A 20,485-nucleotide genomic window follows, 5' to 3' on the forward strand; every position below is an offset into this window, starting at 1 on the left:
GATGGATCAATGATCGAGTCAAGGACGGCTCTTCAGGCTTCAGAACAGACTTCTGATCAGGTTTCTGGCGCCCTTCCGGATATCAACGCCATTACCCGTGAACTGCGGGAATCCCTTGCCAATTCCTATGAAGACTGGCGTGAGGGTTGGTTCTCATCAATCTTCATGGGGCATGAGCAGATCCTGGAGGTTAATGGCGAGGCCAACCGTGAGGACGTCGGTGAAGACGAAGTGGTTTCCTCCACGGTGGCTCCCTGCGAGGAAACGCGCAAGATCAAGATTGCTCATTTCCACGAGAACGTGAGCAAGACCCCGATCCCTTCCACGCCTTTTGAAATCCAGGAGAACACAGGGTGGCTGTTCGATAGTTGGGACACCATCCACAGTGGCACCACGGATGAAAATGGAATAGCGGAAGTGCCGGTAACCCCCGGGAAAGAGTACCGGGTGGTGATGTCTCCCGACGTCTCACAGGCCGATATGGATGCCCTCTACGCGACCTACGAAGGGTTCATAGACCGGTGCTGCTCCCTGCTGGAGACCACTTGGAACAACGGAGCCCGCCAGGAGTGGGACAGTTATCTGTCAATGAGTTCCACGGAGCAGTCGCTGGCCGTCTACGGGCGCCTTCAGGAAGGTATCGCGGATGGATTTACTGCGGTGCTGGACGATATCCGTCGTATTTATGACGTGATTTGCGGGTTGCTGGATTATGACTTTAGCAACCTGCCGGAAGAGCTCCAGGAGCAGATGGAAACCCTGAAACAAGCCGACGATGCCTATCTGAAGGCATGTCTGGTAGCGAATGATGAGATTTTCCTGTTTCTTGTGATGTACACCGTTCGCCAGTACTTCCGCTTGCTGTCACCGACACAGGTTGCTGAAGTGTCTGGTGAGTTGGTAGGGCAGATCCTGTTCGATGTCGTCGTCGGGCTGATCATTACCGGCGGTGCTGGCCTGGCAGCCAAATATGGCGCCCGCATTGGCAGTAAAGCTGCTGCCAGTGCGATGAATGTGGCAGACAGTGCGCGTGCCAGCAAAAACATTCTGGGTGAATTCCTCGGGCAGTTCGCCAGAGAATTCCAGGATTTCATGGAAGACATTGGCACCAATCACCGTGCCATCCAGGTTGCAGGGGGCAGTCGCCTGAATCCGTCCAGCACCCAGCCCGGGACGGATGTACGTAACCGCAATGCCGTGTACCAGGAAATGGCTGACAACGATGAGGTGGCGAATCTACAGGCCGGCGGCCGTGATCATGGTGCAACCAGTGAAGCCAGTACCGCCGCGGTTCGAGATGAACCGTCCCCCTCCCAAACCGATCAGGGCCGGGTTACCCAGGACAACGAATCCACGGCAAACGTGGAGGACCCGATAAGCACGGTTACCGGTGAAGAGGTGCTTGAGCTCACCGATGCACGCCTCAGCGGCCCGTTGCCCTTCGAATTCAAGCGGGTGTATCGCTCAGGCAGCAGTGACCGCCGCCTGGATATGGGATACGGCTGGCGCCACAGCCTGAACCACAGCCTGAGCTTTGATGGCGACAGCATTACCTGGCACGACCACGAGGGCAAGAACACCCGCTTGCCGGAACTCGACAGCGCCCCCTTTGGCACCAACTCCCAGACCGGCATGGCTGCCTGGAAAGAGGGTGAGCACATCGTTGCCTGCGCCGGGGAAAAAGCACCACGCTACCACTTCCGCCGTGAGGGTGATCATGGCGTGCTGGCGAAGATATCGGATAGGTATGGCAACAAGCTCCAGGTTGAATACGACCTCCACGGCCAGCTTGAGCGACTGGTCAGTGACGCTGGCGACGCCCTGGCATTCGAATTTGATGGGAGCTATCTCAAGGTCGTCAACCTGTTGCGCCGCAAGCTCACAGACACGGGCTATCAGTGGCAACAACTGCGAACCGAGCGCCGTTACGAATACGATAGCAACGATGACCTGATCGCCGCTGAAGATGCGGTTGGTGGCACCGAGCGTTACGGTTACGACAACCACATGCTGACCAGTCGCCAACTGGCAGGCGGTTACAGCTTCTATCTGGCCTGGGACGAAGCTTCGCCCAAGGGGCGTTGTGTTCACCAATGGGGTGACAGCGCGCAGGTCGATACCCGGTTTGAGTGGGACGACGACAATCACAACTGCACCGTTAGCTACGTCGACGGCAGCAAGGAAATCTGGCATTACGATGGTAGTGCCCAGCTGCAGGAGAAGATCGACCCGGACGGCGCCAAACACGTCAGCGAATACGATGATAATGGCCGCCTGCAAGCCACCGTTGATCCCGTGGGGGCGCGCACGGAATATCAGTACGATAAGAATGGCCGCCTCCAGGGCAAAATCGGGCCGGACGGTCAGCCCATTCTGTTCACCTATCGCAAGGGCCGCATCGCGGAAATCCACCGCAACGGCCAGACCTGGGCGTTTGATTACACCCGCCAGGGCGACCTTGAACGTGAAACTGATCCTAAGGGGCGGGTAACCCGCTACAGCTACAACCCGCAGGGACAGCTGACCCAGGTAAACCTGCCCGATGGCCGAACCCACAAATGGGGCTGGAACAGCCACGGCCAACTGATCGAGGAAACCACGCCCACCGGCGCTTTCTACCAATACCGGTACGATGAGTTCGGCCAGCTATTGGCCAAGAAAGACGCCCGGGGTGCCATCACCCGTTACCAGTACGATGGCCTGGGGCGGGTGACCGAGGAGATTCTCTCCGGCAACCGGCGCCGACAGTATCACTACAACCACTACAACAAGGTGACGCGCTTTGTTGACGAGAAGGGACGGGAAACCCGTTACGAATACGGCAACAACCTCCACCTGCTGACCCGGCGCATCAACCCGGACGGCAGCGAGCTGCGCTACCGCTATGATCATCACCGCTTCCTGCTCACCCATATCGAGAACGAACGGGGTGAAGAGTACCGCATCGACTATTACCCGAATGGCCTGGTCAAACAGGAAAGGGCTTTTGACGGTCATCGTACCGCCTACCAGTACGACCTGAACGGCCATTTGATTGAGAAAGCCGAGTACGGCACCTCCAGCGATGTCCTGCAAACCACGGCTTATGAGCGGGACGAACTCGGGCAGCTACTGAAAAAAGTGCTGCCAGACGGTCGTGAAATCCAGTACGGCTACAACGCCGACGGCAAGCTGACTGGTGTGGACGATGGCCACTGGCCGCTGGCCTTTAAGTACGACGAGTTTGGGCTGTTGAAAACGGAGCACCAAGGCTGGGCCACCCTTCAATATCGCTACGATGACATGGACCGCCTGAGCGGTATGGTGTTGCCCGATGGCCAGGCACTGGCCTACCAGCACGACAAATCCGGCCTGCTGTCTGGCATCGACCTGAACGGCCAGCCGCTGACCCGCCATCGTATGGCAGCCACCGGCGAGGAAATGGAGCGGCAACAGGGCGACTTGTTGAGCGCCTACGTTTACGACGAAGAAGGCCGCCTGACCCAGCACCGCATTCATCAGGGCCGCATCAAGGGCATCGCCGCCCAGCGGGATTACCAGTACGATCCCAACGGCAACCTCAAAGCTATCCAGGATAGCCGCAAAGGCCTGCGGGAATACGTCTATGATCCGATGGACCGGCTGGTTGGCGTGCGCGGCGACCTGTACGAACAGCTGATCCACGACCCGGCCGGCAACCTGCTGGAACAAAGCCAGAGCCCGGCCAGAGGAAATACCGCCAATGTACGCGGCAACCGCCTCACCATGCACGGCGACTGCCACTACGAATACGACGAATTCGGCAATCTGACCGAAGAACGCCGTGGCAAAGACCACAAACTGGTTACCCGCTACACCTACGACTGCGAACACAGACTGATCAGCGTCACCAAACCGGACGGCAGCACCTGGCACTACGAATACGACGCCTTCGGCCGCCGCATCGCCAAAACCAACGGCCTGACCCGGACCGAATTCCTCTGGCAGGGCGACCGCCTGATCGCCGAAGAAACCGGCGACCAGTACCGCACCTACATCTACGAGCCAGACACCTTCAAGCCCTTGGCACTGGTGGACGGCTACGGCCCGGAACAGGCCATCATTTATTACTACCACCTGGACCACTTGGGTACACCCCAGGAAATCACCAATGCACAGGGAGATCTGGTCTGGTCGGTGACTTACCGCGCCTACGGCAATGTCGTCCGCGCCCTGGTCAATGAAATCGACAACCCGATCCGTTTCCAGGGTCAATACCACGACCCGGAAACCGGCCTGCACTACAACCGCCACCGGTACTACAATCCCAACACCGGACGTTTCCTGACCCCGGACCCGATTGGGCTTGCGGGTGGGTTGAATAACTACCAGTATGTTCCAAATCCCACGGGGTGGGTGGATCCGTTGGGGTTGGCGTCGGAGCCGAAAAATGGGCCGGATTCAAATGGTAGTCAGCTGGCGCTCTATGACCCTGCTTTTGCCGCAAAGCAAATGAGGGGTTACGGAATCTCGATGTATGACGAGGATGTATATCAATTTTTATCTGGCTTAAAAGAAATGACTCTAGGCCCGCCAGGAGGTAAAGCTTGGTTATCACCGGCTGACCAAGCATTCAACGCCACTTCTAAGAGTCAATTGGCGATGGAATCTGGATTGGCTCCAAGTGTTGTAAAGGCTGCTAACAATGGCGGTGATATCTACGCTACTGTTGTTCCGATGAAAGGGCTTGAAACATCTGTACCACAAGCAACGGACGGTGGTGCAAATGTGCATTTTCTTGAAGGTGCAGGGCATACCGCTGTCCGTGGTGACGATTTCTGGATACTTAATCCACATATAACTGAAGTGACAGTGCCGGGAGGAGGGGAAATGCCTAAAGGCAGCATGATAATGAAGTTCATCCCAGGGAGTGGTTGGGCGCCAGTGAGGAGTTTCTAATGAGTTATTATTGTCCGAACTGTGGAGCGAAACTAAGTCCGGTAACAATCAAGCATGATTTATGGATGCAGTTTTTCAGATGTGGGGCGGAAGAATGTGAAAAAACCTTTGCGAAGGTAGTTGATATGAGAAACGACTACCCTCTTATTGAGGTGTTTCCAAATATTCCTGAAAAAGTTAATGCTCTGTCGGCTGCTGGAGTTGGCGAAGCGTGGAATAGAGTAAACTTCGTGGACTATAAAACTGTGTCTCTTGTTGATTTTGAAGAATTCTTGCTGAGCAGTTAGTTTTAATGGCGCACACTACGGCATGCGCTGATATTAGAGGTCAGTAGATTTAATGCTAGTTCCAAGTGATAGGGTCATTGTTAAGGATATTGCGGGAAATACAGCAGTTCTTCATGTCGAGGATGAGTCTATTGGGAAAAGCTTGGTGAGACTCGGATTTACAGAAGACGGTTGTTGTTTTCGTAGGCCCATAACTGATGATAAAGATAGAATAAAATTAATTGAAGATCTTACTGACAGGGAGCCCTTTTTTCAAAGGGACGTGATTGGAGCCCTTCTGAGCTAATTGAGTACTACCATGAAATTGGATTAGTGAAAGGCTCATATAAAACTATTGCATGGAAGAATTAGTATGAATTTTTAATTGAAGATCACTAGGTAATAGGTTTTCATTTGCTAAGAGCTGGGCGAGCTAATAGATTTCTTCTTGTCTATTTCTAACATTTTAATGGCGTCCATTGTGATCTGGTGCTGGGCGTTGCTCAACTAGAGAGCTGGCCTCAATACCTATACAACCCTTCGAAATATCACATTATGATAAACTTGAATGGTCGTAACTAATTTATGGAAAAGTCTGTTGATATTAAGTTCGAAGATAAAATTACCCCGGCAAATATAAGCTATACGGATTCGCCTCCATGGTCTGTGGTTTTGTATGACGAAGAAGGTGTGGTCGTAAGGTCAGATGGAGATGACCTCTTTGATGCGCTAATAAATTTGAGAAATAAGCTGGAAAAAAAGGGGGCGCTTATAATGTGTCATGGCGCAAGACGAGATGTATACCCTTCCGCTATGTCCAGAAATATGGGAGGTGGTGTGATGGCTTATCAGCTCACCGTAGGGGAGCCAGCAAGGCGAACTGATATGGTTAATATATTTGATAGATGTGATGATAGCCGGATAGCATCCCCTGAAGAGCAGGAGAGTTTCTATAAATCATGGCTTGATTCTTTGAAAAGTTGACTAGTAATTAATGTAAAATATTTACAATCGGTATATACAGATAGCGGGAAAACCCTACTCCTTTCCCCAATTAAGAGAGAAGTGAGCTATCCCGATCAGCTATGAGAAAGAAGAAATAACAGGTCAGATCTTGCCCTTTGACCATGAGAGAACGGAGCTCTTTCATCTCGCACCCGAAGAGGAGCCAATGGTTCGAATCTAGTTGCGTTTGAGGGAATCGAGGAGGCTCTCCAATGAACAAGGCTCAGTGGGAAAGTTATGTTGACGTGATGCCTGACATTGATTCAGATAGTCCAACGGTAAAACACCTTCTTTCTATCATCGAGGACGAAGACCTGGTTAGGGTAATACATTTTCACTTTGGGACTAAAGCAATTAATTGGCTAGATAAGTCTGTACCAGCGTTAAACGATAAAACCCCGAGGGGGTGCCTTCAAAGTGATGCCGGAGTTGAATTCCTGAGAGAAACCCTGATGAATATGCCCTGCTGAAAACCTGTAAAGAAATCTGTGTTAATAGGCCTTACAGTCCTCACTCGACAGCAGGTCGAGCTCGCTATTCGGCTACAGAGTGGAATAGCTGGTACATTCGAGCTCACACTACCGCCCAAAGCGGACTGAAAACTGATTTGAAACGAGGATCCGGAGGGATTCAATAATCCAAGGAGAGGAATTTAACGATGAGAATCATTGGTGCGCTGACCTGCGCTCTTATACTGGGTATTGCCGTTTTTTGGGTGTTTTCTGAAAGTACCCCTGCCGTAGATAACCCTGCCTTCAATCCCCCGGTTGGGGATGTTCGCTACTTCTCGATTGAACAGACCACGGAGATTGGTTTGCCGGGTAAGGCTGGCAGGCGCGGAGCCTCCACCAGGATGAGCAGCGTTCTGCGCAGTGAAGTCCTGAATGTCCGGGATGGCGTTGTTGAACTGCAAACCGGCGCCGTCAAGGCGGTGGAGAGGTCGCGGGGCCGAGCCCTTGTGGATACCGAGCGGGGTGAGCGCCAAAGCGCGGACATGAAGCTGCTGGCGGGTTTCCTGCAGTCCGGAGTGGTTGAGCGGGTCAGCACTCAAGCGGTGCCCATCGATATTTCCTACCGGAACCAGGACGCACTCGATTCGCTCGATAGCGTCAAAGACCGGCCAGAGGTATTGCAGACCATCCTGCTCAGGAGCCTCGGTCTTTTCTCATGGTATCCAGCTCAGGTCCCTGATGAAGAGCTGACGTCGGGATTGTCCTGGCAGACACCGGACCAGGAACTGGGTGGCTCAACCTTGACGGGGCTGCAATTTGAAGTGAGTCATCTGGATGAGCAAACGGTTACCCTGACGTTTGGCCCTGCTGACACGGACGCCGAGTCGGCAGGTGAGGACTTAACTGCAAATGCCTATCGAGTGGCGGGCTATCTTGAACTCGAGCGTGACACCGGCTGGCCCCGGCGGGCCAGTGTGCAGATCGTGGCCGGACAGAATCACAAAGGATCAACCTTTCAGGTGACAAGCCAGTTGACTGTCAGGCAGACCAATGTCGAACAGGATCCGGACACCCAGAAGCTGCTTTCCATGGCGCAGATGTCATTGCGAGCCCGACCTGTTGATACATCAAGTTCGATCTTTGACGACTACTTCGTACCTCCCTTTGGTCCAGCTACCGCTGAGGAATCCCTCGCTAAGCTGGAGAGGACGTTGTTGTGGTTCGGCCCTGAGCAGGTAGATTACGGATACGGACGAGGGAAGGGGTTAGAGCCACAACTCAGTTCCGTTGAACTGCAGCGGGCGACGTTTCATCCTGTGGCAAGCGTCCGGTTGTTTGATGCTGAAGGAAAGCCGATACAGGAAGATATATTGCCGAATCCCGACTTCACGTTGCTTAAGCCGGCTAGTAGCCGGGGGCGGCCTGACTCTGACCGGGTGCCCTTCCTTCGTCAGGACTTGACGGATGACCAGTTGGCGTTGATCGATGTGATCGAACTCGATGTACCGGTGACCACGCCAGATCAGATGTATTCAGCCTTCCTGGATCAGAACGAGACAGTGAAGGAGTTGAAAGAGGCTGGCCTGAAGCTGTCTATTGATGAGTGGAACTCTAGGACGGTGCGTATTCGTGTGTCTGAGACTGGCGGGATTTCGTTAGGCGAGCTGCCCCGCATCATGGGGTATCCGGTTGATAAAGCGGGCGAACCTGTGCCCCAGTTTGGCCTGCGGATGACGCATTCTACGCTCGAGTCAATCCTGGGCTCGATGGATCCACGCGGCGGGAAGAAAGCTATGGCAGAGGCGTTAATGCGGAGCCTCTCGATGATGCCTCCCCATGAAAAAGACGGCGAGATTATATTTGAATTTACCGGGACGGAAGCCGACCCGATAGAGCGTCTCAAATTTCATTACTACAGCACTCGAACAGAGGAAATGACCTTCTCTGCCCCCGCTGCCAGGACAACGATGAATGGCGGTGAGGTAGTGGGGCAGCGAACGTTGTATCGGGGGAATGTGCCACGTTTTGATTTAAAGCCTGATAGCAGTAACGCCCCCTCTTATCGGATGGAGCGCGCTGCTCTGCCAGTTACGTCGTCCGGTGATGCGTATCAGCTGGAGCAAGTTGCCAGAGGCACACTGCAGATCAGTGAAGAACTGTTGGAGGATCTGCTGAACGTGCAGTCGACCTTCGATCTCAAGCACCTTCCCCTGGTCGCATACGATCAGGATGGCGGGGCGTTGGTACCCTTCTGGCATGATCGTAACGGTGAGCCGCTTGAACGGCTTGAGGGCGGTGGTGCCGTGGTCCGTTTTTGGGGGGATATTGCATCGGTGAACTATCCCACACCGGTTAAGTGACGTAGTCGCTAAATTGCCATCGAATTGACACCTGCTGCGCCTCTGGAATTATGATTCTATTGAGGCGCAGCACAAGGAACACCTGAACCTGCTGGAGACTCTCACTCTACACACTGCACTTTATCCCCATCCTCCACCACCAAATACCGAACCGGCAAATCCGGCAGCGAGGTCGTAATCAACTCTTCAAGCCGGCCGGACTCCCGCAGCTCGTTCAACCCTTCGTTGAATGCCTCCAGATACCGCTCGCTGTCTGGCACTCGCCGCGACAGGATCAGGTAAAGGTAGTCCGACTGCAGCGGGGTGGTGTGGAAGGTGATTTTGTCGCTCAGGTTTAATTTCTTGAGCATTCCCATGCCCACGGCCGGTTCCATGGGGAACAGGTCGATTCGTCCAGCGGCCAGTTTGCGGAGGTTGGCCCGGTCCGAGGTGGTTACATCCGCACTGATGGTGCCGGCGGCCACGGCTTCCTCGAATTCTTCACCGTAGTTGTAGTCTTGGGTCAGGCCCATACGATAGCTTTCCAGGTCTTTTACGTTGTCCCAGTCAAAGTCCATGCTCGTGCGGTGGAACAGGGCATAGTTGTGAGCCACGATGGGGTCGCTGAAGTGGAATTGCTTGAGCATTTCCGGGCGGCAGGTCCAGGCTACCGAGCCGTCCCACACGCCTTTTGCTGCCAGCATGCGGGCCCGGGACCAGGGGAAGAAGCCATAGGTTACTGGTGTATCGTGTTTGGCAAAGGCCAAAGTGACGATGTGTGAAATCACCCCGTAATGTGGAGGGGTGTTCTCCATGTATGGGGGCCAGTGCCCGTTGGTGAGTCGCACGCCCGGGACGGGCTCGTCGGCTTTCAGGTTCGGCGCCAGGGTGCAGAGTAGCGCCCCAGCCAAAAGCAGGTTGCGAAGTCGATTCACGAACCGGTTGCTACTGAGCAGTCCTTGCAAATGCATTTTTCCATCCAGGCATGGCGGTGCTGGCTGGACAATACCGTCCTGCGTGCGAGGCACCACCGTGAAGAGAGAGCGTCAATTGGTTCTATCCAAAGAGTAGCATGGCGCCGGCTCTTTACAACTCTGTTGCAGAGGCAGTGTTTAGCGGCTGTTTCCCTTCAGATTTTTCACGGTTTCTTCCAGTCGTTCAGCGCTTGCCTGCTCTGCCGGTAAGGGATCTCCTGCCAGCAATTCAATCCGCGACCAGAACCGCCTGGGGAAGTGTCTCAGAGCCGGTCCGCCGCAGTGGCTGAAGAAGCTCCCCCACAAGCCGCGTAATGCCATGGGCACAACAGGTACGGGCCTGCGCTCCAGGATAATTTCGACTCCACTGCGGAAGGTGGCCACTTCGCCATCGGAGGTCAGTCGCCCCTCGGGGAAGATGCAAACCACGTTTCCTGCGTCCAGCTCTTCGTCAATGCGCTCGAAAGCGGCGTCATAGATCTCCGGCACCCGGTTGCGGGAGCCGATGGGAATGGTCTTGGCGAGCCTGAAAATGGCGCCGAGTATCGGCGTTTTGAAGATCTGGTAGTCCATCACGAACCGGACTGGCCGCCTTACTGCACCAGCGATGACCAGTGCGTCCATGTAGGTGACGTGGTTGCAGACCAGTAACACCGGGCCTTCCTCAGGTATGCGGTGCAAGCCTTCGTGGCGAACCCGATAGATGGTGTGAGAGAGCACCCATACGATAAACCGGAGCGCGAATTCCGGCACCTGCTGGTACACAAATCCCGCCACCACCAGGTTCATGATGGATAGCACCAGGAAGAACTCGGGAATACTGAGCCCGATAACGCCCAGCATCAGGATGCCCATAATGGCGCTGACCACCATGAACAGGGCGTTGAAGACGTTCAGCGCTGCAATCACGCGGGCCCGCCGGGCCTCTGGGGTTTCCCGCTGCACGAAGGCGTAAAGTGGCACGATGAACAGACCGCCAAAGAAGCCGATACCCAGCAGATCAATAGCCACTTGTCGGTGCTGGCTGTCGCTGATCATCATCCACCAGTCGGTCGGCACCGGGTTGGCGGGCATGTTGAAGAAGAGGTCAAGGCCGAACAGGCTGATGCCGAGGGAGCCAATGGGTACGATGCCCAGTTCGATCCGATGGCCGGAAAGCCGCTCACAAGCCACTGAGCCCAGTGCAATACCTATGGTGAAAATCGCCAGCAGCAGGGTGACGACGGTCTCGTCGCCCATCAGGTCGGTCTGTGCAAAGCTGGGGAACTGGGTGAGATAGGCGGCGCCCAGGAACCAGAACCAGGAGATCGCCATGATGCACAGCAGCACGGAATGGTTTTCCGCGGCCAGGCGCATCAGGTTCCAGGTTTCCCGGAGGGGGCGAAGGTGAATGGTCATTCCGGGATTGGTTGCTCCGGTAACCGGTACCTGTCGTGCCGCCAGGTAGCCAAACACCGCCAGAACCACAACCCCGATGGCGGCGAGTTTCTCCGGCTGATTGCTGCCCATTAACAGGCCCGCAGCCAGCGTGCCCACCAGAATGGCCACGAAGGTTCCCATTTCCACCAGGGCGTTCCCGCCCACCAGTTCATCGTCCTTTAGCACCTGGGGCAGGATGGCGTACTTCACCGGGCCGAAGAACGTGGATTGCACCCCCATCAGGAACAACAGCAGCAGGAGCGATTCGTACCAGCCGTGCCAGAGCCCGGCGGCAGCCAGTGCCATGATGGCGATTTCCGCGAGTTTTACCCAGCGAATCACCCGGGATTTTTCGTACTTGTCCGCCAGTTGACCAGCGATGCCGGAAAACAGGAAAAAGGGCAGGATAAACAGGAAGGCCGCGACATTCACCACCACATCAATGGGCAGGCCTAGCAGGCCACCGGCGGTGTAGGTGATCAGCAGCAACAGGACATTGCGGAACAGGTTGTCGTTAAACGCCCCGGAGAACTGTGTCAGGAAGAACGGCAGAAATCGTCGCTCGGAAAGTAGCCGGAACTGGCTGTGATCATCCATGATGTGTATCCATCGTCGTTTAGTTGGCGAGGAACATTCTGCCACAAACCGGTTACTGAATCAGGGCGCCGGGTGTCGGCCAGGTGTCGGGCACCACAAATATGCGAGAGGTTTCCTGCCAGTCACCGTCCTGTTCGCAGTGTTCCAGTTCTGCGAACAGACGCGGCATCCTGTTGGCGGAGACGGTATTCAGCGCCTGTTGTACGTGGGACGCGACAGGCGCTTCCTGCTGCAGCCAGGGCCCAAGCCAATGCGGTTTGTTCAGCGGAACCCAGTGTTTGGTGATGTCGGGCTGTACCTCACTCAGATACATCCAGCGGCCCCGGAGGTGGTTTTCCGGCACGGTATCTGGCGCCTGAATGTGGGTAGTGCCGGGGTAGAACAGATAGCCGGGCATAAAGATGCGTGTGGTGACCGGCCCTTTGATGCCCTGGTCGTTCAGTACCTGTATGGTTTCCGGTTGACTGGTGAGATGGCTCTGGCGGTGCAGCATATGGTCGGTTTTCAGGTCCAGCCGGTCTCTGGCATTGGGACCATACCAGCGGTTCTGCCCGTTGGCGGATGGAAAACCCAAGTAGTATTTCACCGCAATTTCATGATGTTCGGTACGGAGTTCGTGGGGGTTGTGTACGACAAAATCCAGCTCACCGATGGTTCGGTTTTCCCGCCGTATTTGTTGGTTCTTCAGCAATACGGTCCAGCCCAGCAGGTCGGTCAGCAGGCATTCGTACAGTCTTTCGAAGTGATATCCCAGTCTGGGGTTGGGTTGTTCGGACAGTATTTCCGGTCCGTCTGACGGACTCAGATCCCATTCCCGTAGCCGCTGAAAGGCTTCGGCAGTCGCGTAGTGTGCCGGGCAAAACACACGCTCATCGAATAGTAACTGCGGTGCCGCCATCATCCAGGCCAGATGGCGAACCGCAGGCGTTTTGAAGATCATCGGGGATCGTGCAGAAGCAGTCATCCCCAAAGCATACGCTAATCCTGACGACGGAACAGCTGTGAGGTCAGGCCGGGTTGAGGGCTTTCAGTACCAGGTCCAGGCTTATGCCCGGGACAGCGTCGGGGAGGTAGTGGTCGTTCGGATCCTGGCTCAGCCACACCTGCTCCGGCCACTCCGGAATGGCACAGATCACCTGGTAATCGCTGGAGTCCCCTTTGCCGAGAATATAGAGGGCCGAGGGGAGCCAGGCATTGCCTTCGTTGGGTGGCTCGGTGCTGATGGAAATATCCGCCGGGGATATTTCGCTGGCTTTTTTGGTGCCACTGGCACCGATGGTGAACACTCTGGTCTCGCCCTTATTGCCAGGCAGGGCGGCCTCTGTGGCTGCAACACCCGGAATCATGATCTCTGCGTACATGTCGGACCCGGCGTACTTCATGCGGGCGGTGGAGGCGATAATCATGATGGAAGTAATGGGTTGGTCGGACATAATGTCTGCTCCTTTCCCTGGATTCATGGGTTGTGGTTGATGTACAACAGCGGATAACTTCCCTATATCCGCGTATGAAGGGTAGGCGTTACCGCACATACGCTCAAGTGAATTTAATCAGGAGAATCACCATGCAATATCTCCATACCATGATTCGTGTCAGTAACCTCGACGAATCCCTGCATTTTTTCTGTGATCTGCTCGGTTTGAAGGAAATGAACCGCAAGAGCAGCGAGAAGGGGCGTTTTACCCTGGTCTTCCTGGCTGCGCCTGAAGACGAAGCCCGCGCAGGGGAGGACAAGGCACCGATGATCGAGTTGACGTACAACTGGGATCCCGAGGAATACAGCGGCGGTCGCAATTTTGGGCATCTTGCCTATCGGGTGGACGATATCTATGCCCTGTGTGAGCACCTACAGGCCAATGGCGTCACCATTAATCGGCCACCCCGGGATGGACACATGGCGTTTGTGCGTTCGCCGGATGGCATTTCCATCGAATTGCTGCAGCAAGGTGAAGCGCTGGAGCCCAGGGAGCCCTGGGCCAGCATGGAAAATACCGGGACATGGTGAGGGCGGCAGGTCAGTAGAGATGACGGGGCCGCAATGGGAAACCAGGCGGCTTTACGCTAGAATTCGCGAAACATTCAACCAAGGATGACACATGCTTGCAGTGATTCTTTCCGGTGGCTCAGGAACCCGGCTCTGGCCGCTTTCCCGTGAAGCGTACCCCAAGCAGTTTTTGCCGGTAGTGTCTGATGATTCCCTGCTGGCGGAGACCATTGAGCGGGGGCTGATGCTGGATAACCGCGCCCGGGTGATGGCGATCACCAATGAGGACCACCGTTTTGTGGTGGCGGCCCAGCTCCATGCCCAGGCGGCTGATCGCACCGCAGGCATCATTCTTGAGCCGGTAGGCCGCAACACAGCGCCTGCGATTGCGTTGGCAGCCCTGGCCGCCGCCGAGGACAATCCGGAAGAGTTGTTGTTGGTGATGCCCTCCGATCACGTGCTGAAAAATCTTACGGCGTTCCGTGAGGCGGTGCAGAAAGGCGCCGATGCAGCCCGTTCCGGCAAGCTGGTGACTTTTGGTGTCGTTCCTGCCTCACCGCACACCGGTTATGGTTACATCAAAGCTGGCGCACGGAAGAATGGTTATCAGGAGGTTGCCGCCTTCGTTGAGAAGCCGGACGAGACAACAGCCGAGCGCTACCTAGCCGAAGGCGATTACTTCTGGAACAGTGGCATGTTCCTGTTCAGGGCGGACCGGTATCTGCAGGAGCTCGGAACCCACAAGCCCGAGATGCTGAAGGCCTGTCGCGAAGCCTGGCAGCAAAAACAGATCGATATGGATTTTACTCGCGTCGGTAAGGCAGCCTTCGAGAGTTGCCCGGATGATTCCATTGACTATGCCGTGATGGAAAAAACCGACGACGCCGTGGTTGTCCCGCTGGATGCCGGCTGGTCGGATGTTGGCTCCTGGTCTGCACTCTGGGAAATCCAGCCGCAGGACAGTCAGGGCAACGTGTGTCGCGGCGATGTGATTACCGAGGATGTCTCCGGCTCCTATATTCATTCCGAAGGCCGGCTGATCGCGGCGCTGGGGGTCAGTGATCATGTCATTGTGGAAACCGATGACGTTGTTCTGGTGGCCGATCGCAACCGCGTTCAGGATGTCAAGAAGCTGGTGGCGCAGGTGAAGGCCCAGGGACGCCTGGAGCACCGTTTTCACAAGAAAGTGCATCGGCCCTGGGGCACCTATGAGGGGATTGCCATGGGTGAGCGCTTTCAGGTCAAGCGGATTACGGTGAATCCCGGTGCGTCCCTCTCGCTCCAGAAGCACCATCACCGGGCAGAGCACTGGGTCGTGGTCAAGGGCACCGCCACGGTGAATCGGGGAGAGGAAACCCTGTTGCTGACTGAAGACCAGTCCACCTATATTCCTCTGGGTGTCACCCACAGGCTGACCAACCCCGGTGTGATTCCGCTGGAGCTGATCGAAGTCCAGACCGGGAGCTATCTGGGGGAAGATGACATTGTCCGCTTCGAGGACACCTATAACCGCGTTTGATTGAGCCGATTTATGAATCTGGCTGCCCGGGATGGGCGGCCTCAAGCAAAGGAGATGCTGAATGGAAGACTGGCAAGGATGCCTGAGCCCCTTATGTCAAACCGCCCTGCAACGGGCGCGGGACAGTGTTACCCACCGTGGTGGTTTTGCGATCACTGTTGAGGATTTTCTTCTGGCGCTGGTTGAAGGGGAGCCAGTGGTGTCCGGTTTTCTGAGAGCGCGGGGCGTCGACCTCGACGAGCTGGTAAGAACCGTCCAGTGTGAACAGCCCATCGTCACGGAAGTTGGTGGGGAAGGTCGCCTCTCATCCCAACTCCTGTACTGGCTCTCATCCGCCCGCGAAATATCTGACGCACCCTGGCTTGACTGGCCGGTTCTGCTGTCGACCCTGGCCTCCAACGCAGAGCGGCTGCAGGAGAAAGCGTACGTCTCGGTTCTGGAACTGGTGGGGGAGTGGCCGCTGTCGGGCTGGGCTGAAGATGCTGAAGGCAGCGAAAGCCCGGATGGTATTCCTGTTGTGGTCAGTGACCTTGGCTGGCTGTCCCTGGCGGAAGAGGTTGCGGTGACCATCGCGGCTTCCCCCGATGCACTGATCTGGCTCCGGGGGGATCGCGGTGCCGGTAAATCCTCCTGGTTGAAATCACTGTTGCCGTGCCTTGAAAACGGCTATGTAGAGCTGGATTTGCGGCGGGAGTCGGAACTGGTCGCCAGTGATCATCCCGCGGTTCCTGGCAGCAACGTGCCCCAGCGGGATTGGCCAGCGCTTATCCTTGATAACGTATCCCCTGCCGATGCCATCATACTGGCCGGTCGCTGGGACAGCCTTGCGGCACAGCTGGTGCAGTCCTGGCAGGGCCCGCTGTTATTGCTGGGGCCGTCCGTCCGGGAATCTTCTGACGATGTCGCGAAGCTTGAGCACTGGCTCGGCCGTTCCATGGAGGTTTTCGACATGGCGGAGTCCGGCTATACCCAGAAAAAATCCATTCTGACAGCCCATCAGCCAGCCATTGAGAGGCAGTGGAATGTGCGCCTCTCCGAACCGGTTATGAGCTTTGCGGCCGGGTGCCGGAGCCGGGCTGTGGGGTCTCCCGGCGGCATGCTTCGGTGGGTGGAGCGGGCTGCGGCCAGGCTGAACCTGTTTGCCAGCCGCGGTCCGGTGGATGCAGTGGCGCTGGCCGGCCAGATGGACACATTGCGCCGGCAATGCCTGGTGGCGATTGCCCGCCACGAACCACTGGATGAACTGGAAGCCAGCCTGGCGCAGCTGGAAATTGAGCGAACGGCCGTCGAAGTGGCCTGGCATGAGCGGGAGGCGGCTGGCACCTTGCGCACCCTGACGGTGGAGGATTTGCAGCAGGAACTTGAGCGTTGGGTTGCAGCCCGTCCCGGCCCGGTTCACTATGTTGTCCATTGTGATCATGATGGGGGAGAAACAACGGGTGCAGGACCTCGAAATATACATTCGTGACCTGAAGCCTCTGGCGGCTTCACAGTGGTTATCCAGTCATCTGGATAAACTTGAACTGGATGACCAACAGGTCGACGCAAAGGCCATCAAGGGCCGGGCTCACTACGAAGATGTGACCGTCAACATCAGCCTGTATCCGGGTGCTTCCGGTAAACGCTATACCTGCCTGGTGCTGGAAGGTGCGTCGTTGCCCTGGAATTCTGATCTGGAGTTCGCACGCAGTGCCTGGGATGCCATGGATACGGAAGTTCGCTGCAGTCCCGGTGACTGGAAAGAGGGTGAACCGGTTGAGGATGAAAAATGGTGGCGTCTGGATGCCCGGGGTGAACACCTGGTGGTCTGGAACTGAGGGAGCTAAAAAAAGGGGCAGCCGTCTGGCTGCCCCTTTTCGCTACATCCGGCGTGATCAGTCGCTCAGGATGGAGACGTTATCGGCCTGCAGGCCCTTGTCGGCTTCAACAACGTTGAAACGAACAAGCTGGCCCTGGCGCAGCACGCGACGGCCACGGCCACGAATGGCACGGAAGTGAACGAATACTTCGTCACCACTGTCGCGAACGATGAAGCCAAAACCTTTCTTCACGTTGAACCACTTAACAGTGCCTTCCTCATCGCCTTCCGGGCTGGTGTCGTCAAAGTCGTCGCCTTCGTCATCGTTCTGGCCGGACGGACGGGACTGAGCAGGGCGGGAGCGTTTGGCGCCTTGTCTGGCGGCAAAAGCTACGGTCAGGAAGCCGGCAATGCCAAAAAGTACAACGGCAATGATGTAGGCTGCGATGCCCTGGGCGCTGCCAAGGATGAACGGGGTGTTGGTTGCCAGTTCGCTGGACCCGGATTTCGACATAATCTGGAACACTTCCGGAGTAAAGCTGACCAACAGAAAGCCGAGGATAAACGGTGACGGAATGGCGATCAGGAAAGCAACAAGGATCGCTTTGGCTGGATTACGCATTGACTGAGATTTCTCCATTACTTTGTTAACGCTAACGATAAAGAGCCGGATATCGGGTAAAATCGTCTATCCGGCCGGTGATAACCGCCAAAGTGACCGAATAAAGACGGGCCTTGGCGGGCAAAAGCGGCATGATACCAGATAACGGGGAGCGCTGACCAAGCAAGTGGTCAGTCAGATACATCGATCACAAGGTTTGCGGAGAGCAGTCACGACCAATGGCACATATCGATCTGGAAGCACGACTGGATGAGCTTGAAACCCGGCTGGCGTTTCAGGATGACCTCATCAACACCCTGAGTGATCAGGTGGCCAGGCAGGAAATGGATATTCGGGAGCTGTGGGAAGCCAAACGGCTTCTGAACAAGCAGTTGAAAGAAGTCTCACCGTCGAACATCAAGCGGGAGGAGGAGGAAACCCCGCCCCCGCATTACTGATCTCACGCCAGCAGTTCGATCAGGACCTGTTCGTAGATGTCCGACAGGGTATCCAGATCAGCGGCTTTCACGCACTCGTCCACTTTATGGATGGTGGCGTTGATCGGGCCAAGCTCAACCACCTGCGCGCCAGTGGGCGCGATGAAGCGGCCATCGGAGGTGCCGCCGGACGTGGAGAGTTCCGTTTCCCGACCGGTGACCGTGCGAATGGCATTCTGGCTGGCGGAGACCAGCGCGCCGCGATCCGTCAGGAACGGGCGACCGCTCAGGTGCCACTGCAGGTCATACTTGAAACCGAACCGGTCCAGAACCGCAACCACGCGCTCTTCCAGGCTTTCCGCCGTGTTTTCCGTGCAATAGCGGAAATTGAAGTGCACCAGGCATTCACCGGGGATAATGTTACTGCCGGTACCGGATTCCACCTTGGTGATCTGGAAGGTGGTGGGCGGGAAAAAGTCATTGCCGTTATCCCAGAATTCGCGGGCCAGAGCGTCCAGTGCCGGCGCAACGGAATGCACCGGGTTCTCTGCCAGATGGGGATAGGCGACATGGCCCTGAACACCGTGGACGGTCAGATAGCCGTGCAGTGAGCCGCGCCGACCGTTCTTGATGACATCCCCCACTTCCTGGGTACTGGACGGTTCACCGATCAGGCACCAGTCGATCTTCTCGTTCCTGGCTTCCAGGGTTTCCACCACCTTGACGGTGCCGTCCTGGGCCGGGCCTTCTTCATCGCTGGTGATGAGCAGGGCGATGGAACCGCGATGGTCCGGGTGGTTTGCCACGAACCGTTCGCAGGCCGTCACGAACGCAGCCAGGCTGCCTTTCATGTCTGCCGCCCCACGGCCGTACAGGTATCCGTCCTGTATCACCGGCTCAAACGGTGGGTGGGCCCAGTTCTTCTCGGGACCGGTGGGGACCACATCGGTATGACCGGCGAATGCCAGCACCGGCCCCTCTGAGCCCTTGCGGGCCCAGAGGTTGTCGGTCTCGCCAAACCGGAGTGATTCGCCCTCAAAGCCGAGCGCGGCCAGGCGGGACATCATCAGTTCCTGGCAGCCGGCGTCATCCGGTGTGACGGATCGCCGGCGGATCAGGTCGATGGCCAGATCGAGCGTTGGGGAATTAGTTGTTTGCATGCAGTTCTTCGTTCAGCTCGATCGCGGTTTTGTTGGACTTGCACTCTACTGCGCCGGTCTGGCTGTTACGGCGGAACAACAGGTCAGGCTTGTTGGCCAGATCACGGGCCTTGATCACTTCCACCAGCTCGTTGTTGTCATCCAGCAGTGCCACCTTGGTACCGGCGGTGATGTACAGGCCGGCTTCCACTTTGCAGCGGTCTCCCAGCGGAATGCCGATGCCGGAGTTGGCGCCGATCAGGCAGTTCTCGCCCACGGAAATGATGATGTTGCCACCACCGGACAGGGTACCCATGGTGGAGCAGCCGCCACCGAGATCCGAGCCCTGGCCGACCATGACGCCAGCAGAAATGCGGCCTTCGATCATGCTGGTGCCTTCGGTGCCGGCGTTGAAGTTGATGAAGCCTTCGTGCATGACGGTGGTACCTTCGCCCACATAGGCGCCCAGGCGAACCCGTGCAGTGTCGGCGATGCGTACACCCTTGGGAACCACGTAGTCGGTCATCTGCGGGAACTTGTCCACGGATTTCACTTCGAGGATGCGATCCTCCAGGCGGGCTTTCAGCTGGCGCTCGGACAGTTCGTTCAGGTCGATCGCGCCTTCGTTGGTCCACGCCAGGTTGGGCAGCAGGCCAAAGATGCCATCCAGTTTCACGCCATGGGGTTTGGCCATGCGGTGGGAAATCAGGTGCAGCTTCAGGTACACCTCCGGCGTGCTGGAGGCGGTGTCATCGGTTTCCAGGATGGTGACCACCACCGGACGGGTGCTCTTTGAGGCCTTTTCAGCCAGGCTCGCCTGATCGGTGTTCCCCACCTGACGCAGTGCTTCAGACAGCGCATTCAGATCGTCACCAGTGACTTGAAGTGCCTGATTGCCGCCCTTGTAACCGAGCGAGTTGCCCGCCACCTCTATCAGGCTGTTATCGGGTGTCATCACCGGCTGCTGATAAAACACTTCCAGCCATTCGCCCTGGTTGTTCTGGGTGCCGATACCGATACCGAATGCAAAACTCATCA

17 protein-coding genes are annotated in these 20,485 nt (G+C 56.4%); 10 read left to right on the forward strand and 7 right to left on the reverse strand.

Going from position 1 to position 20,485, the window contains the following annotated elements; genetic code table 11:
* Positions 1-9 precede the first annotated feature (9 nt).
* The 5 genes from ACJO3M_RS15595 (at position 10) to ACJO3M_RS15615 (ending at position 9,000) form a co-directional block, all read left to right on the forward strand.
* Positions 10-4,917, forward strand: a complete 4,908-nt coding sequence (locus ACJO3M_RS15595; RefSeq protein WP_407002308.1) for an RHS repeat-associated core domain-containing protein — start codon at positions 10-12, stop codon at positions 4,915-4,917.
* Positions 4,917-5,204 (forward strand): hypothetical protein, encoded by a 288-nt coding sequence (locus ACJO3M_RS15600; protein ID WP_407002309.1) that lies wholly within the window; start codon positions 4,917-4,919, stop codon positions 5,202-5,204. Before ACJO3M_RS15595 ends, ACJO3M_RS15600 begins: the two co-directional genes overlap by 1 nt.
* 564 nt (positions 5,205-5,768) lie before the next feature.
* Complete coding sequence (locus ACJO3M_RS15605) at positions 5,769-6,167, forward strand: hypothetical protein (RefSeq protein WP_407002310.1); 399 nt, start codon at positions 5,769-5,771, stop codon at positions 6,165-6,167.
* Between the two features lie 233 nt (positions 6,168-6,400).
* Positions 6,401-6,658: a hypothetical protein gene (locus tag ACJO3M_RS15610; protein ID WP_407002311.1), complete on the forward strand. Its 258-nt coding sequence runs from the start codon at positions 6,401-6,403 to the stop codon at positions 6,656-6,658.
* Positions 6,659-6,846: 188 nt separating this feature from the next.
* Positions 6,847-9,000 carry a hypothetical protein gene (locus ACJO3M_RS15615; protein ID WP_407002312.1) on the forward strand — a complete coding sequence of 718 codons (2,154 nt, stop codon included), beginning with the start codon at positions 6,847-6,849 and terminating at the stop codon, positions 8,998-9,000.
* Positions 9,001-9,101: 101 nt separating this feature from the next.
* Here ACJO3M_RS15615 and ACJO3M_RS15620 read toward each other — a convergent pair whose 3' ends face one another.
* The 4 genes from ACJO3M_RS15620 to ACJO3M_RS15635 form a co-directional block, all read right to left on the reverse strand.
* On the reverse strand, positions 9,102-9,950 hold the full coding sequence (locus ACJO3M_RS15620) for a substrate-binding periplasmic protein (protein ID WP_407002313.1): 849 nt from the start codon (positions 9,948-9,950) through the stop codon (positions 9,102-9,104).
* A 141-nt stretch (positions 9,951-10,091) separates the two neighbouring features.
* On the reverse strand, positions 10,092-11,969 hold the full coding sequence (locus ACJO3M_RS15625; protein ID WP_407002314.1) for an MFS transporter: 1,878 nt from the start codon (positions 11,967-11,969) through the stop codon (positions 10,092-10,094).
* A 52-nt stretch (positions 11,970-12,021) separates the two neighbouring features.
* The gene (locus tag ACJO3M_RS15630; protein WP_407002315.1) at positions 12,022-12,909 is read right to left on the reverse strand and encodes a DUF1853 family protein; all 888 of its coding nucleotides are present in this window, start codon (positions 12,907-12,909) and stop codon (positions 12,022-12,024) included.
* Positions 12,910-12,976: 67 nt separating this feature from the next.
* The gene (locus ACJO3M_RS15635) at positions 12,977-13,402 is read right to left on the reverse strand and encodes a hypothetical protein (protein ID WP_407002316.1); all 426 of its coding nucleotides are present in this window, start codon (positions 13,400-13,402) and stop codon (positions 12,977-12,979) included.
* 131 nt (positions 13,403-13,533) lie between these two features.
* Between ACJO3M_RS15635 and ACJO3M_RS15640 the strand changes: the two genes are divergently transcribed.
* The 4 genes from ACJO3M_RS15640 (at position 13,534) to ACJO3M_RS15655 (ending at position 17,289) form a co-directional block, all read left to right on the forward strand.
* The gene (locus ACJO3M_RS15640; protein WP_407002317.1) at positions 13,534-13,974 is read left to right on the forward strand and encodes a VOC family protein; all 441 of its coding nucleotides are present in this window, start codon (positions 13,534-13,536) and stop codon (positions 13,972-13,974) included.
* Positions 13,975-14,065: 91 nt separating this feature from the next.
* A complete protein-coding gene (locus tag ACJO3M_RS15645; protein WP_407002318.1) occupies positions 14,066-15,472 on the forward strand; it encodes a mannose-1-phosphate guanylyltransferase/mannose-6-phosphate isomerase in 1,407 nt (468 codons plus the stop codon).
* A gap of 61 nt (positions 15,473-15,533) precedes the next feature.
* Positions 15,534-16,940, forward strand: a complete 1,407-nt coding sequence (locus ACJO3M_RS15650) for a hypothetical protein (protein WP_407002319.1) — start codon at positions 15,534-15,536, stop codon at positions 16,938-16,940.
* Positions 16,912-17,289, forward strand: a complete 378-nt coding sequence (locus tag ACJO3M_RS15655; RefSeq protein WP_407002320.1) for a hypothetical protein — start codon at positions 16,912-16,914, stop codon at positions 17,287-17,289. Before ACJO3M_RS15650 ends, ACJO3M_RS15655 begins: the two co-directional genes overlap by 29 nt.
* 57 nt (positions 17,290-17,346) lie before the next feature.
* Here the strand turns inward: ACJO3M_RS15655 and ACJO3M_RS15660 are convergent, their stop codons facing one another.
* Positions 17,347-17,892 carry a cold-shock protein gene (locus tag ACJO3M_RS15660; protein WP_407002321.1) on the reverse strand — a complete coding sequence of 182 codons (546 nt, stop codon included), beginning with the start codon at positions 17,890-17,892 and terminating at the stop codon, positions 17,347-17,349.
* 218 nt (positions 17,893-18,110) lie between these two features.
* Between ACJO3M_RS15660 and ACJO3M_RS15665 the strand changes: the two genes are divergently transcribed.
* Positions 18,111-18,329 carry a SlyX family protein gene (locus tag ACJO3M_RS15665; RefSeq protein ID WP_407002322.1) on the forward strand — a complete coding sequence of 73 codons (219 nt, stop codon included), beginning with the start codon at positions 18,111-18,113 and terminating at the stop codon, positions 18,327-18,329.
* 2 nt (positions 18,330-18,331) lie between these two features.
* Here ACJO3M_RS15665 and dapE read toward each other — a convergent pair whose 3' ends face one another.
* Positions 18,332-19,468, reverse strand: coding sequence for a succinyl-diaminopimelate desuccinylase (gene dapE / locus ACJO3M_RS15670; RefSeq protein WP_407002323.1), 1,137 nt, complete (start codon positions 19,466-19,468; stop codon positions 18,332-18,334).
* On the reverse strand, positions 19,455-20,483 hold the full coding sequence (dapD, locus tag ACJO3M_RS15675) for a 2,3,4,5-tetrahydropyridine-2,6-dicarboxylate N-succinyltransferase (protein WP_407002324.1): 1,029 nt from the start codon (positions 20,481-20,483) through the stop codon (positions 19,455-19,457). The genes dapE and dapD overlap by 14 nt, the downstream gene beginning before the upstream one ends.
* Positions 20,484-20,485: the final 2 nt, after the last annotated feature.

The organism is Marinobacter alkalisoli (assembly GCF_045449795.1).
Taxonomy (GTDB): domain Bacteria; phylum Pseudomonadota; class Gammaproteobacteria; order Pseudomonadales; family Oleiphilaceae; genus Marinobacter.

What these genes read in the sequence shown, in the direction of transcription:
- ACJO3M_RS15595 (WP_407002308.1), top strand. Translation starts at nt 10, where the DNA reads ATGATCGAGTCAAGGACGGCTCTTCAGGCTTCAGAACAGACTTCTGAT.
- ACJO3M_RS15600 (WP_407002309.1), top strand. Translation starts at nt 4,917, where the DNA reads ATGAGTTATTATTGTCCGAACTGTGGAGCGAAACTAAGTCCGGTAACA.
- ACJO3M_RS15605 (WP_407002310.1), top strand. Translation starts at nt 5,769, where the DNA reads ATGGAAAAGTCTGTTGATATTAAGTTCGAAGATAAAATTACCCCGGCA.
- ACJO3M_RS15610 (WP_407002311.1), top strand. Translation starts at nt 6,401, where the DNA reads ATGAACAAGGCTCAGTGGGAAAGTTATGTTGACGTGATGCCTGACATT.
- ACJO3M_RS15615 (WP_407002312.1), top strand. Translation starts at nt 6,847, where the DNA reads ATGAGAATCATTGGTGCGCTGACCTGCGCTCTTATACTGGGTATTGCC.
- ACJO3M_RS15620 (WP_407002313.1), bottom strand. Translation starts at nt 9,950, where the DNA reads ATGCATTTGCAAGGACTGCTCAGTAGCAACCGGTTCGTGAATCGACTT.
- ACJO3M_RS15625 (WP_407002314.1), bottom strand. Translation starts at nt 11,969, where the DNA reads ATGGATGATCACAGCCAGTTCCGGCTACTTTCCGAGCGACGATTTCTG.
- ACJO3M_RS15630 (WP_407002315.1), bottom strand. Translation starts at nt 12,909, where the DNA reads ATGATCTTCAAAACGCCTGCGGTTCGCCATCTGGCCTGGATGATGGCG.
- ACJO3M_RS15635 (WP_407002316.1), bottom strand. Translation starts at nt 13,402, where the DNA reads ATGTCCGACCAACCCATTACTTCCATCATGATTATCGCCTCCACCGCC.
- ACJO3M_RS15640 (WP_407002317.1), top strand. Translation starts at nt 13,534, where the DNA reads ATGCAATATCTCCATACCATGATTCGTGTCAGTAACCTCGACGAATCC.
- ACJO3M_RS15645 (WP_407002318.1), top strand. Translation starts at nt 14,066, where the DNA reads ATGCTTGCAGTGATTCTTTCCGGTGGCTCAGGAACCCGGCTCTGGCCG.
- ACJO3M_RS15650 (WP_407002319.1), top strand. Translation starts at nt 15,534, where the DNA reads ATGGAAGACTGGCAAGGATGCCTGAGCCCCTTATGTCAAACCGCCCTG.
- ACJO3M_RS15660 (WP_407002321.1), bottom strand. Translation starts at nt 17,892, where the DNA reads ATGCGTAATCCAGCCAAAGCGATCCTTGTTGCTTTCCTGATCGCCATT.
- ACJO3M_RS15665 (WP_407002322.1), top strand. Translation starts at nt 18,111, where the DNA reads ATGGCACATATCGATCTGGAAGCACGACTGGATGAGCTTGAAACCCGG.
- dapE (WP_407002323.1), bottom strand. Translation starts at nt 19,468, where the DNA reads ATGCAAACAACTAATTCCCCAACGCTCGATCTGGCCATCGACCTGATC.
- dapD (WP_407002324.1), bottom strand. Translation starts at nt 20,483, where the DNA reads ATGAGTTTTGCATTCGGTATCGGTATCGGCACCCAGAACAACCAGGGC.